The organism is Ilumatobacter nonamiensis YM16-303, assembly GCF_000350145.1.
GTDB lineage: Bacteria > Actinomycetota > Acidimicrobiia > Acidimicrobiales > Ilumatobacteraceae > Ilumatobacter_A > Ilumatobacter_A nonamiensis.
The window spans coordinates 1-13,882 of the sequence record NZ_BAOL01000075.1; the positions used below are offsets into that span (position 1 = coordinate 1).

At 65.3% G+C, this 13,882-nt stretch carries 16 protein-coding genes; 12 read left to right on the forward strand and 4 right to left on the reverse strand.

The genetic code is table 11. The features are described from left to right. The first annotated feature begins 164 nt into the window (after positions 1-164). The 3 genes from ON45_RS08795 to ON45_RS08805 all read left to right on the forward strand — a co-directional run bounded on the left by ON45_RS08795 (position 165) and on the right by ON45_RS08805 (position 2,021). Positions 165-941 (forward strand): MauE/DoxX family redox-associated membrane protein, encoded by a 777-nt coding sequence (locus tag ON45_RS08795; RefSeq protein WP_051062766.1) that lies wholly within the window; start codon positions 165-167, stop codon positions 939-941. A gap of 249 nt (positions 942-1,190) precedes the next feature. Then, positions 1,191-1,715: a DUF305 domain-containing protein gene (locus ON45_RS08800; protein ID WP_040493290.1), complete on the forward strand. Its 525-nt coding sequence runs from the start codon at positions 1,191-1,193 to the stop codon at positions 1,713-1,715. 69 nt (positions 1,716-1,784) lie between these two features. Beyond that, positions 1,785-2,021, forward strand: a complete 237-nt coding sequence (locus ON45_RS08805; protein WP_040493285.1) for a hypothetical protein — start codon at positions 1,785-1,787, stop codon at positions 2,019-2,021. Between the two features lie 136 nt (positions 2,022-2,157). Here ON45_RS08805 and ON45_RS08810 read toward each other — a convergent pair whose 3' ends face one another. Then, entirely contained in the window at positions 2,158-3,939 is a 1,782-nt protein-coding gene (locus ON45_RS08810) for a copper resistance CopC/CopD family protein (protein ID WP_158412303.1), read from the reverse strand. 133 nt (positions 3,940-4,072) lie between these two features. Between ON45_RS08810 and ON45_RS08815 the strand changes: the two genes are divergently transcribed. After that, positions 4,073-4,540: a rhodanese-like domain-containing protein gene (locus tag ON45_RS08815; protein ID WP_083914646.1), complete on the forward strand. Its 468-nt coding sequence runs from the start codon at positions 4,073-4,075 to the stop codon at positions 4,538-4,540. A gap of 44 nt (positions 4,541-4,584) precedes the next feature. On the opposite strand, the gene ON45_RS08820 is transcribed toward ON45_RS08815, so the two are convergent. Together ON45_RS08820 and ON45_RS08825 are read right to left on the reverse strand one after the other, a co-directional pair. Then, positions 4,585-5,001, reverse strand: coding sequence for a c-type cytochrome (locus tag ON45_RS08820; RefSeq protein ID WP_051062768.1), 417 nt, complete (start codon positions 4,999-5,001; stop codon positions 4,585-4,587). A gap of 165 nt (positions 5,002-5,166) precedes the next feature. Then, positions 5,167-5,427, reverse strand: a complete 261-nt coding sequence (locus tag ON45_RS08825) for an SHOCT domain-containing protein (RefSeq protein ID WP_148288594.1) — start codon at positions 5,425-5,427, stop codon at positions 5,167-5,169. Between the two features lie 223 nt (positions 5,428-5,650). Here ON45_RS08825 and ON45_RS08830 point away from each other — a divergent pair, with 223 nt between their 5' ends. The 3 genes from ON45_RS08830 to ON45_RS21310 are packed head-to-tail and all read left to right on the forward strand — an operon-like array spanning position 5,651 to position 7,826. Next, positions 5,651-6,610, forward strand: coding sequence for a cytochrome c biogenesis CcdA family protein (locus tag ON45_RS08830; RefSeq protein ID WP_148288595.1), 960 nt, complete (start codon positions 5,651-5,653; stop codon positions 6,608-6,610). Continuing rightward, positions 6,607-6,960 carry a BlaI/MecI/CopY family transcriptional regulator gene (locus ON45_RS08835; protein ID WP_040493288.1) on the forward strand — a complete coding sequence of 118 codons (354 nt, stop codon included), beginning with the start codon at positions 6,607-6,609 and terminating at the stop codon, positions 6,958-6,960. Before ON45_RS08830 ends, ON45_RS08835 begins: the two co-directional genes overlap by 4 nt. Continuing rightward, on the forward strand, positions 6,957-7,826 hold the full coding sequence (locus tag ON45_RS21310) for a M56 family metallopeptidase (RefSeq protein WP_051062770.1): 870 nt from the start codon (positions 6,957-6,959) through the stop codon (positions 7,824-7,826). The genes ON45_RS08835 and ON45_RS21310 overlap by 4 nt, the downstream gene beginning before the upstream one ends. Positions 7,827-7,848: 22 nt before the next feature. On the opposite strand, the gene lgt is transcribed toward ON45_RS21310, so the two are convergent. Next, entirely contained in the window at positions 7,849-8,739 is an 891-nt protein-coding gene (lgt, locus tag ON45_RS08845) for a prolipoprotein diacylglyceryl transferase (protein WP_051062771.1), read from the reverse strand. Between the two features lie 61 nt (positions 8,740-8,800). On the opposite strand from lgt, the gene ON45_RS21315 reads away from it, so the two are divergent. The 5 genes from ON45_RS21315 to ON45_RS08870 all read left to right on the forward strand — a co-directional run. Continuing rightward, positions 8,801-10,129, forward strand: coding sequence for a M23 family metallopeptidase (locus ON45_RS21315; protein WP_083914642.1), 1,329 nt, complete (start codon positions 8,801-8,803; stop codon positions 10,127-10,129). Next, on the forward strand, positions 10,129-11,391 hold the full coding sequence (locus ON45_RS22620; protein WP_148288596.1) for a L,D-transpeptidase: 1,263 nt from the start codon (positions 10,129-10,131) through the stop codon (positions 11,389-11,391). Before ON45_RS21315 ends, ON45_RS22620 begins: the two co-directional genes overlap by 1 nt. 198 nt (positions 11,392-11,589) lie before the next feature. Next, positions 11,590-11,799: a DUF2752 domain-containing protein gene (locus ON45_RS24055; protein WP_373281586.1), complete on the forward strand. Its 210-nt coding sequence runs from the start codon at positions 11,590-11,592 to the stop codon at positions 11,797-11,799. Positions 11,800-12,341: 542 nt separating this feature from the next. Next, a complete protein-coding gene (locus ON45_RS23040) occupies positions 12,342-13,172 on the forward strand; it encodes a L,D-transpeptidase family protein (RefSeq protein WP_051062775.1) in 831 nt (276 codons plus the stop codon). A gap of 102 nt (positions 13,173-13,274) precedes the next feature. Continuing rightward, on the forward strand, positions 13,275-13,882 hold a 608-nt coding region (locus tag ON45_RS08870), incomplete at its 3' end, for a DUF305 domain-containing protein (RefSeq protein WP_051062776.1).

Consider the following 13,882-nt stretch of genomic DNA (forward strand, 5'->3'; position numbering starts at 1 on the left):
TCAACTGGGGCAAGGTCTCCGGCGTCGGCCGCCCCGGCTGATCCGTTTCGACCGGCGCGGCGCTGCGGCGCGTCTCAACCCCTGAACTACGACACGCTGTAGGTTTCCCCATCGCGTCCAGTGGGCAACGTCTCTTCATCGCCGTCGATTGGAAGGAGACGTACATGTCAACTCGCTCCGAGAACACCCCGTCCACGACCGGGACGAAGACCGCAACCATTTATCGGATGGTGATGCCTGATCACGTCTGTCCCTACGGCATCAAGACGCTCGACCTCCTCGAACGACAGGGATTCGAGGTCGAGGACGTCCACCTCGAGACCGACGAGGAGACAACTGCATTCCGCGAGAAGTGGAACGTCGAGACGACACCGCAGACCTTCGTCGACGGTGAACTGATCGGCACGCTCGACGACGTCCGCGAGTTCGTCGGCAAGAAACGCAAGGACGGCGGCGGAACCAGCTACTGGCCCGTCCTGACGCTCTTCGCCGTCACGATCCTCATGGCAGCAGGCGCTGCATACATCGCAGAGGATCAATGGGTGAGCGTGCGGACGTTCGAGTGGTTCATCGCGTTCTCGATGTGCGGGCTCGGCTACCTCAAGATCCGCGACGTCGAGAGCTTCTCCACGATGTTCCTCAACTACGACCTCCTCGCGAGACGGTGGGTGCCGTACAGCTACGTCTACCCGTGGGCCGAGACCGGTGCCGGACTCCTGATGATCGCCGCGGTGCTCAACTTCGTGTCCGTTCCCGTCGCACTGTTCATCGGCTCCGTCGGCGCTGCTTCCGTCGTCAAGGCGGTCTACATCGACAAGCGCGAACTCAAATGTGCCTGCGTCGGTGGGAGCAGCAACGTCCCGCTCGGTTTCGTGTCCTTCACCGAGAACGTCGCCATGGTCGCCATGGCGATCTGGATGGGCGCGAAACACCTTCTGTAGATCCACAGCTCGTTCCCGTTCCACCCGCAGCAAAGGAGATGCACCATGACCTACGACCCGACCCCATCCGACTCGCCCAGTTTCGATTCCGAATCCGTGACGAAACGCCAACCCGACGTCCCTCCGTCGACGCCAGACCAGGAGTCGGCCGCCGCCGACGCCGCCCCCGTGGCCGACGAGCAGGACCCCGGCGGTGACGAACCAGAGCCCGCCGCGGACGAACACGGAACGCGCGGGAACGGCGTTCAGATGAGCTACGGCCGCTTCGGCGCAATGATCGCAACGTCGACCATCGTGATGTTTGCGCTGATGTATCTCAACACCTACACGTGGGACCACGTTCGATTCAGCGAGACCCGCCTGTACATGGCATTGCTGATGGGCGGCACCATGGCGATCATCATGCTCGGCTTCATGCTGAGCATGTACCGCAAACCGAAATGGAACATCGCGATCTTCGTCGTCGCGATCGCGACGTTCGCCGGATCACTCGCCCTGGTCCGGAGTCAGGTCACGGTGCAGGACGGCTCGTGGATGCGCGCGATGATCCCGCACCACTCCATCGCGATCTTGACCAGCGAACGCGCCGAGATCGACGATGTCCGTGTCTGTGAACTCGCGAAGAGCATCATCGAGGCCCAGCAGCGAGAGATCGCCGAGATGGACTGGCTGATCTCCGACATCTCCGACAACGGCACCGCCGCCACCGCGGCGGAGGCGGACGCCCGCCCCGTCCCTGAGTTCGTCGGCGAAGCAATCCGCACCTGCCCCTGACCGCTCCCGGATCCCGACCGGCGACCCCGCCGTGTTTCGTACTGGACCCGCTCGGGAAGGCCGTGAACCATGACGACGACACGCTCCAGGATCTCCGTCGCCGGCGCAGCTCTGCTGGTTGTGGCGTCGATCCACCTCGGTGGTTGCGCGAGCGACGAGAGCGAGCCCGACGTCAACCGAGACGATGAACCGGCCTTCGACGTTGATGTCGACGACGGCGTCGGCACCGAGACCGACGAGGGTCGCAACGTCGGGTTCGAGGACGACGAGCCCAGCGGCAACGAGACCGACATCAACCAGCCCTGAGCAGGCCGCGCCCGATCCGAGTCCGCCGGTGACCGCACCGCACCGATCTCGAAACGCAACCCCGACGCCGACACGCAGACGGCGGTCAGGTGCGATCGAAATCGGCGGCGCGCAGGTGTGGCGAGGTTCGGAAGGGTCAGGACGCTGCCGCCACCAGCCAGGCCGTGACCGCCACGGCGAAGCCCAGCAGAATCGCCTCGGCGGTGACGACCGAACGCATCCGCTCGTGAAGCGAGGGGTCGTGGGGATCGTTGTCCAGGGCCGGGATCAATCGGAAGTGGTTGTACGCGCCCCCGCACATCGCCAACACCGCCGCAGCGCTCTTCAAGAGCAGGAGTTGGCCCCATTCAGTTCCCGTGAGTTCACCGAACGAATCCAACACCGACACGGCCATCACGAGCCCGGCGACCACCACTGCGCCGAGCGCGATCGATGCAACCTCGGAGAATCGCACGACGAGCTCGAGCGCTCGCGGAGGCGCTCCGCGGCGATGTCGTTGCCAGATGACGACGGCCATCGCAACGAGGCCACCCATCCAAACCGAACCCGCTACGACGTGGACACTGTTGGCGATCGCATGAAGCGGCCGCCAACCCTTGGAAACAGTGTGTCCGTCGAACCAGAACGAGACGACCGCAAACCCACATCCAGCGAACGCAACAGCGGACGCCCGGGTCGGCACCCATCGCTGCCTGACTGCGTCGACGCGATCGGGGTCGTCGCCGGAGGCCTCGATACTGAGATCGGGGTCCCGTGGGAGTTGTCCCTGTGCACGGGCGGGTTCCACCTCGACGGTCAACGTCTGCTGGCGTGCCATGGTGAGGCCCGGATCACGTAACGCCACAGCTTCGTCCCGACGGGCCGGGGCTGAAGTCGTCCGTTCTCGGCGGGTGTCATCGATGTGACGTCGACCGCTACGTCGCTCCGGTTCCGCCCCCAGCGCGCCCCAGAACTGGTCGGCGACATCGGTGTCGTTCGACGTGTTGACCGCCGACGAGAGCGAACGAGCGCGGCGTTCCGATTGAACCGGAGCCAGTGTCGCGGCTAAACCGACGGCGATCGCGACACCTCCGAGTCCGCGCAGAACGGACGCGAAACCCTGTGATGAAGACCAGTAGCTCGACAACGATTCGCCCGCGATCCGCGCGACGCCGGCGTACTGGATGGCCGCGCCGACAGCGACGACGCAACCGACGATCCGCACTGCCTGGATCAGTCGGACGACCTCGAAACGTTCGCCGCGCAGCGTCGTGGCGGCGAATGCGATTCCGCCGATCGCGAGAGCGATTCCTGCGAAGCTCAGGAGTCGTCCGAGAGTCGCTTGCGACTCACCCGGTCGACTCGTGTCGACAGTCAGGAACTCATCCATCGACGCCATCTCGGCCGCGGACATGTTCGACATGTCATCGTCGGCTGCCACCGTCGCAGCTGGCGCGTCCGCTGGGGACTGCGAAACGGGCGTCGAGGAATTCGCTGACGTCGACGCCGCAGCGGCGTCGGTTGCAGGTGCAGTGACGGTGAACGCGAACGCACCCTCGATCGGGTGCTTGTCGGGCGCGCGCACACTCCATCGCACCCCGATCTCGCCACCTGCGAGTGCGGGATCGAACGAGAGCGTGAACACCTTGCCGCCAGGCCCGACCGAAACCGACGTCGGCTCACGGACCTGCCCGGTGGCATCGAGCACGACGAATCCGTCGCCGGCTTCCTCGGACTCGCCGGTGAAGACCAGCGAGATCAACTCAACCGGTTCGTCAATGACGTCCCCGTCCGAGGGAGTCGAGCCGGAGAAGTCGGTGTGAGCGCTGACTGTTCCCCCGCTCACGGAAAGACCGGCCATCGTGGCGATTGCGATGACGAGCAAAGCGGCTGCGTGACGCCGGACGCGCTCGACTGCGGTTTCGAGATGAAGACGCATGGAGCACATGCTACACCGTGTCGGAGTGAGGACCCGTCGGGTCGATCATCGGAGAAACGGCGTATGCACACTCGCGTCGATGTTCGTCGACCCGCGGACGACGAGAGGCATGCCCGGCGTAAACTACGACGTCATGTCGTTCGTCTCCGTTCCCAGTGTCCGCCGCCTGGTCACCACCGTCGCAGTCGGGGCGTTCGCAGTCGGCTGCGCAGGATCGGACGAAGCAACGTCGTCGTCGCCGGGAAGCTCCCCGGCCACGTCGAGCGCGTCGTCGAGACTCCTTCCGCCCGACGAGTTCGATGCGTTCCTGGCGGACAACCCCGACGTCCCCCTCATCAATGTTCACATCCCCTATGAGCGACACATCGACGGGACCGAGGAATTCATCCCCTTCGACACCATCACCGAGTCGGCCGACCTCCCAACGGACAAGTCGGCACCCGTGGCCATCTACTGCCGCTCCGGGAGCATGTCCGCGGAGGCCGCAGCCGATCTCACCGATGCCGGATACACGAACGTGATCGATCTCGAGGGCGGGATGAACGCCTGGTCGTCGACCGGCCACGACCTCGTTGACGACGCCACCGCTGTCGAGAACTGATCGATCCGAGGGCCAGCGCCGAATCCGGTTCCTGACCGTCGGCACTACTGATCGAATCCTTGTCGCTCCTGCTCGGCGCGGATGAAGGCGATGATCTCGTCGACCTCGTCGTCACTCAGACCGGGGATGGGCGCCATGTCGCCGAATGTCCAGTGGTGCTGCTGGGCGCCGTTCGCAATCGCGGAGCGGAACGCGTCGTCACCATGATGGTTGGGCTCGTAGACGATCGAGAGGTGTGACGGACCCTTGTCGGTCCCGCCCAGGTCAGCTCCGTGGCACGAGGCGCAGTTCGCCTGATACAGCTCCGCACCTGCACCCGAACTCGCCGGATCAGTGGCGGTATCACCTCCGGACCCTCCCCCACAGGACGCCGCGAACACGGCGACCAACACCGTCGCCGCTGCCGCGATGGTCCCGTGGCGTCTCCAGATCGGCGGTTCGACGGACTCTGGCTGATTCATACCTTCGACAACTTACGACACGTTGTAGAGCAGGGCACCATCTGCGCAACGGTCCCGCGCCGCCCGGCAGCCGCGCGACCTCTCACGGGGCGACGTCGTAGCCCGCGTCGTGCTGAGCAGCCGCGATCGCGTCGGGCTGCCCACCGTCAGCCAACATCGGCTCGGTCAGGTGCGACGGGATCTGATGTCGATGAGCGCCCGCTGGAATTCGTCGTCATCGATCTCACCGTGGCCGTAGCGGCGGGCCACAGTGTCGGCCGCAGTCGGGTCAGAGCCCCGACTTGGGCGGATCAGGCTCCACGCAATCCAGAGCAGGAAGATGGAGAACGCGATCATGGAGATCACCATCCAGACCGAGCTACCGCCCATATGCCCGGCACCCATCTCGTCGCCATGTTGCAACAGGCCCTGACCAACGAAGCTCATCGGGATCATCCTCGTCCAGTCGTCCAGGACCCGTCGCGCCACAACACCGATGGGTTGTCGTCGTGTCGGCTGAGAAGGGTCATGGCTCGCTCCGTCGGGCTCGTTGAGTGTGCGGGGACGACGCAATGAGTCACTTGCGTGGTCGGTCGATGCTTCACCCTCTAAACTACGACACGTTGTAGAGCTTCACACGTCAGAACCGCAACATCTTGGAGGTGATGAGGTGATCGACGCCCCCCTCGCGTTGGCGTTCACTGCAGGCATGATCGCGAGCATCAATCCGTGCGGATTCGCGTTGCTCCCTGCCTACGTCGGAGCATTCGTGGCCGGCGATGACACCACGGTCCGCGCCGACCGTCGAATCCTTCGCGCCGTCGGTGTTTCGGTGGCGGTCTCGGCGGGCTTCGCGGTGATGTTCATCGCGGTGGGGATCGTCTTCAGCTCGGTCTCGGTGGCGCTCCGTCGACAGATGCCGTGGGTGACGATCGCGATCGGGGTGATCATGCTGGCGATGGGCGTCGCATCGATCGTGGGGTGGAAGCCGAGGCTGCCGTTCCAGAATCGGGCGTCGCTTGGACGTCGCGATGCGGTCGGAATGGCGACGTTCGGCTTCGTGTACGCCCTGGTGTCACTGTCGTGCACGCTCGGACCGTTCCTGTCCGTTTCGGCCTTCGCGATGCAGCGCTCGTTCCTCGGCGGCATCGTCACGTACGTCGTGTATGCCGCAGGAATGGGCACCATCATCCTGGCTCTGAGCGTGTCGGCCGCCCTCGCTCACGAGTCGCTCGTCGGCACCCTGGGCGGTGCAGCAAGATACGCGCCGCGCCTCGCGGGAGTGCTGCTCGTGCTGTCGGGCGGCTATGCGGTCTGGTACGGGCGGTACGAACTCGCCGTGTATGGAGGAAACCTGTCGGGAGACTCGGTCGTCGAGGTCGGCACCAACTTGCAGACCCGCTTCGTCCAGCTCACCCAGGCAGCGGGATCCACCCGGATCGCGCTCGCAGTACTTGCCATCACGGTGGTCACATACCTGGCGCTCCGGCTGGGACAAGACCGCAGCGGTAAGCTTGGCCGCTCGTCGGGGAACGGGCAGCTCCGTCCGTTGAGAACGACCGACGAATCAGCAGACACATCGACCGCGTCCGACCGGACGCCATCACGAGAAACGTCAACGACATCATGACCCGACGAGCCGACGGTGAACTCGAGAACGACGTGCTGCAAGCGCTGTGGCGCCTCGATCGCCCAGCCTCGCCGGGCGACGTCATCGAGGAGATGCAGACCGATCTCGCATACACGAGCATCGCCACCATCCTCACTCGTCTCTGCGACAAGGGCCTCGCCAGCCGATCACGCGCCGGACGCGCCTACGTCTATTCCGCAGCGAGCAGCGAAGCCGACCTCACGGTGCAACGCATCAGTTCGGTGCTCGACGCAGTATCAGATCGACAGTCTGCCCTCGCGGGCTTCGCGAAGTCGCTCGACGCTGCCGAAGCCGCCCAGCTCGCCGAGTTCCTGAGGGACTCGGAATGATCAATTTCGTCGCGCTTCCGCTCGTCGTCACGTTCGCCATCGCAGCGGTGGGCAGCAGAATCCTCGAACGGCTCCGCCCGTCGACCGCCGCTCGATCGAGCACGATCTTGCTCACCGCGGTGTCGGTCGCAACGGTGCCGACGCTGTGGTTGATCGGACTGAGCGGGCTCGCCCATCTCGGACTCCAGAATCCGGTCGTCGAGTGGTGTCGCCACCTCTTGCCGACCTACCGGCCGGTCGGCGCGGTGGTTGGTCTGGCATCGCTCGCCGTGGCCGTCATCGGCACGGTGCGTGCGGTTCGGGTGCTCCGGCTTCACCGACGGGTCAGGTGCGCCGACACTTCCCCGCTGGAGATCGTGGACACCGACGAGGTCTATGCGTACACGCTTCCAGGACCGGCCGCGACCATTGCCGTGTCGACGGGTCTCCGCGCAGCGCTCGACGCCGACGAACTGGACATCGTGATGGCGCACGAGCAGGTTCACGCTCGGCATCGTCATGACCGATACAAGCTCCTCGGTCTCCTCGCGAGCGCGCTCGTTCCGCCCACGAGGCGGATGGCCGCACGGCTGGACTACCACCTCGAGCGCTGGGCAGACGAAGAAGCGCTTGAGAACACCGGCGCCGAACGCCGGCTCGCCGCGCGCACGATTGCCAAGGTCGCACTGGCGGGCTCTGGACCAACACTTGCGCTCGGTATCGCCGGCCACGGTGTGGCGGCGCGCGCCTCGGCACTGCTCGCCCCGGCCGAACAGCCCACGGGGACAGCTCGGATCCAAAGTCTGCTCACGATCGCCGTGACCGTGGCGCTGGCCGGTTACCAGCTGCACCACAGCGCGATGTTCGCAGGCGACTTGCTGCACTAACCGGTCGGCACGCGCATCGAGGTCACGGCGGGGTGTGATCAGCCGAGGGCGTCGACCCGACCAGATCCGGATCGACATCTTGCGATCGGCGATCTCCGGTTTCGGATGGTTTGGACCTGCGCCGACGAATCGCGGCGATCACAGCGATGACGAGGGATCCGGCGACGGCCGCTGCGGCGACCCATTGGTTCAGGCGGAGGCCACCGAACGTGTGAGCGGCGTCGATGCGGATCCCTTCGATCCAGAATCGTCCGAGGAAGTATCCGACCACGTAGACACCGAAGAGTCGACCAGGCCTCATCGGGCGGTAGCGGTCGATGGCGAGGAGGACGAGACACAGCCCGATGTTCCACAACGATTCGTAGAGGAATGTCGGATAGAACAGAGTGCCCGCTTCGAAGCCGTGTGGGATCTTGTCGTTCGAGATCTCCAACCCCCACGGCAGCGTGGTCGGTCGGCCGAAGAGCTCCTGGTTCCACCAGTTCCCCAGCCGCCCGATCGCCTGGGCCAACGGGATCCCCGGCGCCGCGGCGGTGAGCACCGCGGGCAACCACAGCCCGCGCCGTCGAACGGCGAGGATTCCCGCCAGCGTCCCAACGAGAAGACCGCCCGGGATTCCCAGTCCGCCTCTCCAGATCATCGGGATCCGTGCATAGTCGTCGGCGAAGAGTTCCCATGCGGTTGCGACGTGGTAGAGCCGGGCGCCGATCACGCCGCCGAGGACCGACCACAGCGCAACGCTCTGCATGTCCTCGGACGTTCCCGCCCCCGCTCGTTCGAGCCGACGCGATGCCAGAGCTGTCCCGGCGATCACTCCGATCGCGATCATCAACCCGTACGCGGAGACGCCCAGCGGGCCGATCGACAGACGTCCGACCGAAGGACTGGGAATACTCGCAAGGAGTGCGCTCATCGTGCGAACGTTACTCCTACACGTTGTCGTAATCAGGTGTCGGCCGTCACCCTCACGCGACATGAAATCGTCATCTGGCACACTATGGTACGACGTCGTGTCGTACATCCCGGTCAGGACTCCAGCGCGTCGAACCGTCGCTCGACGGCTCGCGACGGCCGTCGGAGCCGCAATCGTGATCTCACCGTCCACGGGAGGAGTCACCGTTCGCGCCGAACACGGGACCGAAGCGGCCAAGCAGGCTGCCCGCGACATCCAGGCGGCTCGCGATCGAGCGAACGAGGCGTCGCAGGCGATGTTCGATGCCGAGTCCGAGATCGACTCGCTCAGCATCGAGATCGAGGCCTCCGAGAAGCGACTGGCGGAACTCGAGGCGGAGGCCGCGTCGATGCAGGTCGGGCTCGAGGAGCAAGCCGTCCGGAGCTACATGAAAGCCGGAGGAATCGACTTCTCGCTCCTCATCGATCTCGAGGACGTCAACGACTCCCTCTCTGCATCGGTGATGGCGGCGGTGTCACGCGAGACCGCGAACGTCGATCTCGACGAATACGAGGCAGTGATGCACGAAATCGACGACGTACGAAGCGATCTCGAGAACGATCTCGCCGACTCCGAGCAAGCCAAGGACAACTTCGCCGATCTCAAGGAGACCGCCGAAGCCGAGATCGAGAACCTCGCCGAGATCGAAGCCCAACGACTCATCGACGAGGAGGTCGAACACGAACTCGAACGCGAACGCCAACGTCGACAACGCGAGGCCGAAGCCAAAGCCGCGGCTGAAGCCCTCGCGGCGCAGCAGGCAGCCGAGGCCGAGCGGGCGGCCGCAGCAGCAGCGACTCCCGCACCGTCGTCGGGCGGCGGGAATGCATCGTCATCCAACGGCGGCTCCACACAACCTGCGTCGTCAGGTGGCGGCGCCTCAGCTGCCCCGCAGACTCCATCCCAATCGAGTGCAGCACCCAGTCCCGCGCCGGCCCCCACGCCGGCACCGCCGTCCAACGCCGGGTCCGGCATCGTCTGCCCGGTCAACGGCCCACGGTCGTTCGCCGACACATGGGGTGCCGCCCGCTCGGGCGGGCGGCGACACGAAGGAGTCGACATGATGTCGCCGCGCGGGACCCCACTCGTCGCCGTCGAATCCGGGTCCGCCAACTTCAGTTCCAACCGACTCGGCGGCAACGCGATCTGGCTCACCGGATCCAGTGGCACGAAGTACTACTACGCACACCTCAGCGGATACGCGGGATCGAGTCGGTCAGTGTCGAAGGGCGAGGTCATCGGCTACGTCGGCGCCACCGGCAACACCAGCGCCAACCACCTCCACTTCGAGGTCCACCCCGGCGGCGGCCAAGCCGTCAACCCGTACCCCTACGTCCGAGCGGTCTGCTGATGAATCCAACGTCCCCCACCTCCCCCACCACGCACCGGTTCACCAAGCGTGCGTCCCGTCGGAACGTCGCTCTGCTCGCGCTCGCGTCCGTATCGATCTCGGCATGTGCGATGGCCACCGAGGCACAGGTGCCGTCCGACGATGGCCCGACCGTGCCGATTCCTGCGGCTTCGCCGACGGCCTCGACCCCGCCCACCTCGACCACCGCCGCCCCGACCACGACTGCGATTCCCACCACCACCGCAGCACCGACCACCACCGCGGCGCCCACCACGACCACGACGTCCACGACCACCACCACAACAACAACCACGACCACGACCACGACGACTCCGCCGCTCGACGTGTTCGACCCCGACTGCGTCGTGCGCTCCGACGAGGCGGCCTCGATGGAACGTCTCGCCGGAGAACTCGATGCGGATCTCGACCCGGTCGGGCTCTGGGCCGAGAACGGCTTCGTCGATGCCTCCGCCGCCGGCGGCCTCGTCGACACCTGCGTCGGCAACGGCGTCAACGACATCGACGGCGCACCGAATCCCGCGCTGGACGGCCCGGCGATGACGGCGGCCCTTGCTGCGAACGTCGAGCAACAACAGACCAAGCTCAACGAGTTGTTCGCCGATCTCGGAACGGGCGACCTCATCGTCGACGGAGTCTCCGGGCCACGAACCGGCCAAGCCCTGTGCGCCGCACGACTCGCACTCGATCTCGACACCACGATCGCCGACATGGCACCAGGGACCGACGAACAGGTCGCCCTGTTCGGCGCTGCAACGTTGCCGACACCGAAGTCGACGGCGACCGAGTCGGAGCGCTGGGTGCTCATCGACCGCACGTGTCAGATGATGTTCATCGGTTCCGGAGACGACACGACCATTATGTTTCCCACCTCCACCGGGTCCGAGGGTTTCGAGACCCGGGAGCAAGACCGTGCACCGGTCTTTCGTTTCAACCCCGCTCTGGACAACGGTGGCTGGCACAACAGCAGCGAGTACCCGGTCGGCGTCGACAACCCGCTCAACGGCAACCTCTACAAACCCATGTTCTTCGACTCCGGCCAAGCCATCCACGGCGCGAACAACGTGCCACCGACCCCAGCCAGCAAGGGCTGTGCCAGGCTCCGGGTCGGCGACCAGGAAATACTGATCGCGTGGCTGGGTCTCGACGATGTCGAAGGGGAACTCTGGCGTCAAGAAGAGATGAACGTGACGGTCAACGTGCAGGGATCGTTCGTCCCCCGCCCGACCCCCGGCACCGAGTAGATGCACCCACAGCGACCCGACGGACCGGCATGGGTGACGAACGTCGGTCGCGGAGGAGGGACTGACGCGCGGCACGGAGGGTGGGCATGGCGAGTCGGATCGACGGATCAGGCTCGATGGATCACCTGGTCCTCACTGCTCGGGCTCCTCGCCGCGGCATCGCTCGCGATGATCGGCGGCCCGCCGTTCGACATACCAATGCCGACGTATCGAGTCGGACTCGTGACCCCGACCTGTGGACTGACCAGAGGTTCAACCGCGATCACACGGGGTGACTTCACCTTGGGATGGCGGTACAACCCGGCGAGCTTCCTCGTGATGTTGTTCGGCCTGGTCGGGATCGCGCGCACCGTGGTGGGCCTCAGCGCGCATCGATGGATCTTCGTCGACCACCCACGAGCCCGCTAGGCATGGGCCCCGATCGCCCTCCTCGTCGTTGCGCTGTGGGCACATCAACAAGCGAACGCCACCTTCATCATCAACTCGCGTCTCTAGACCCACCAAATCTCCCGTCGACGACAGGATCGCTGATCTTCTTGGCGCGCATCCTCAGCACGAAGGTTCGCAGGAGAGCGGAGCACGAGAATCACCGAAACTCGGTCGAAACTCCCAGCAACGCGTCGGGACTTTCTACGACATCTCGTAGTATCACGCACGTGGATGACACCAACCCTGGCGCGCGACAGCACCACAACCACGACCCTGAGGCCGAGCCTCTGCTGTCGAGACGCCAGCTCATGTTCGCTGGCGTCGCGGTCACCGCCACCCTCGGCGTGTGGGCACGGGCACAGGCTGAATCGTCCACAACCGCACAACCAGACACCACGACAACAACAACCTCTTCGACAATCGCCGACCCTGTCGCTCCGAGACCGACCGTCACTACGACCACTGCCCCACCGCCGACCAGCGCGCCGTTCGAGGCGCTCGACCATGATCTGCGCGAGGGCATGGTGGAGAGCAAGGTCGAAGCGCTGCAGGAGCTCCTCGCGAGCAAGCAGTTCGACCCGGGCCCGGTCGACGGCTATTTCGGCGGCGCAACCAAGCGCGCCGTCTGGGCATTCGAGAAACTGGTGCTCGGCACCCCCCGCGAGGAAATGCAGGGCGTCGTCACACCCGCAATCTGGGAGGAGATGAACTCCGATTTCCGGGTCGCCCCGCGCCGCTCGCCCGGCGGGAACCACATGGAGGTGTACCTCCCCGAACAGGTCTCGGTGCTGTTCTTCGGAGGCGAGGCGCGCGTCATCAGCCACGTGTCCTCGGGTGAAGGCATCACGTGGTGTGACGAGGTCGAGATCGACCTCGACGACGGCACCACGGAGCTCAAGGGAATCTGCGGAAAGGCTGTCACGCCCGGCGGGGTGTACCACTTCGAACGCAAGGTCGAAGGGTGGCGCAACGCCAAACTCGGACGGCTCTACAAGCCCGTGTACTTCAACTACGGGATCGCGATCCACGGAGCCGGGAGCGTGCCCGACTACCCCGCCTCACGGGGTTGCGTCCGACACCCGATGCACATCGCCGAATACATCCAGGACTTGATCACGATCGGCGATGCCATCTACGTGTTCGACGGCGTCGAGGAACCCGAGACCTACGGTGCCCAGCCGATGATCTTCGATTGGCCCGACCCCGACTGGGTGCCGCCGACGACGACGACCACAACGACCACGATTCCCGACGCGCCGACGACCACGGCGCCAGCCGCCACGACACCGACCACGACATCAGCATCGACGACAACGCCCTCAACGGCCGTTCCTCCCGCGACGAATGCGTGACGTGTGTCATGCACGCGTGACTGCTTCCCAGACGAGCCAAGTTCTACAGTGCGTCGTACTCGCAATCAGCGACGACCCACTTCACAGAAAACTGAGACCATTGTGCGTTTCTCCCCCCGGCCCATCTTCCTCGCACTCGGCGTCGCCGCCGTCGTCCTCTCCGCGTGCTCGAGCGGAAGCGACTCCGCCGCGACCGACACACTCCCGCCGCTTGAATCCGCCGTCGGCGAACAAGCCGCTGGCGAGTTCAACGACGCCGACGTCCTGTTCGCCCAGAGCATGATCCCTCACCATCGCGAAGCGATCGCCATGGCCGACATGGCGCTCGCTCCCGAGGCCGGAGCCAGTGCCGAGATCCAAGCACTCGCCACCCAGATCCAAGGTGCTCAGGACCCCGAAATCGAGCAGATGACGAATCTGCTCACATCGTGGGGCCAGCCACTCGACATGCCAGGCATGGAAGGAATGGACGGCGACGACATGGAAGGCATGGACGACATGGAGGGCATGGAAGGCATGATGACGGCTGAGGAAATGGCGGCCCTCGCGGCGCTGACCGGACCCGAGTTCGACACCGCCTGGGCGTCGGCGATGATCGTCCACCACGAGGGAGCGGTGTCGATGGCGCAAACGGTGAAGGCCTCGGGGTCGAACCCGGACATCCTTGCCCTAGCGGACGCCATCATCGCCGGCCAGCAAGCCGAAATCGA

Excerpts from the sequence above, each read along its gene's own strand:
- ON45_RS08795 (WP_051062766.1), top strand. The coding sequence starts at position 165 with ATGTCAACTCGCTCCGAGAACACCCCGTCCACGACCGGGACGAAGACC.
- ON45_RS08800 (WP_040493290.1), top strand. The coding sequence starts at position 1,191 with ATGAGCTACGGCCGCTTCGGCGCAATGATCGCAACGTCGACCATCGTG.
- ON45_RS08805 (WP_040493285.1), top strand. The coding sequence starts at position 1,785 with ATGACGACGACACGCTCCAGGATCTCCGTCGCCGGCGCAGCTCTGCTG.
- ON45_RS08810 (WP_158412303.1), bottom strand. The coding sequence starts at position 3,939 with ATGCGTCTTCATCTCGAAACCGCAGTCGAGCGCGTCCGGCGTCACGCA.
- ON45_RS08815 (WP_083914646.1), top strand. The coding sequence starts at position 4,073 with ATGTCGTTCGTCTCCGTTCCCAGTGTCCGCCGCCTGGTCACCACCGTC.
- ON45_RS08820 (WP_051062768.1), bottom strand. The coding sequence starts at position 5,001 with ATGAATCAGCCAGAGTCCGTCGAACCGCCGATCTGGAGACGCCACGGG.
- ON45_RS08825 (WP_148288594.1), bottom strand. The coding sequence starts at position 5,427 with ATGAGCTTCGTTGGTCAGGGCCTGTTGCAACATGGCGACGAGATGGGT.
- ON45_RS08835 (WP_040493288.1), top strand. The coding sequence starts at position 6,607 with ATGACCCGACGAGCCGACGGTGAACTCGAGAACGACGTGCTGCAAGCG.
- ON45_RS21310 (WP_051062770.1), top strand. The coding sequence starts at position 6,957 with ATGATCAATTTCGTCGCGCTTCCGCTCGTCGTCACGTTCGCCATCGCA.
- lgt (WP_051062771.1), bottom strand. The coding sequence starts at position 8,739 with ATGAGCGCACTCCTTGCGAGTATTCCCAGTCCTTCGGTCGGACGTCTG.
- ON45_RS21315 (WP_083914642.1), top strand. The coding sequence starts at position 8,801 with ATGAAATCGTCATCTGGCACACTATGGTACGACGTCGTGTCGTACATC.
- ON45_RS22620 (WP_148288596.1), top strand. The coding sequence starts at position 10,129 with ATGAATCCAACGTCCCCCACCTCCCCCACCACGCACCGGTTCACCAAG.
- ON45_RS24055 (WP_373281586.1), top strand. The coding sequence starts at position 11,590 with ATGCCGACGTATCGAGTCGGACTCGTGACCCCGACCTGTGGACTGACC.
- ON45_RS23040 (WP_051062775.1), top strand. The coding sequence starts at position 12,342 with ATGGTGGAGAGCAAGGTCGAAGCGCTGCAGGAGCTCCTCGCGAGCAAG.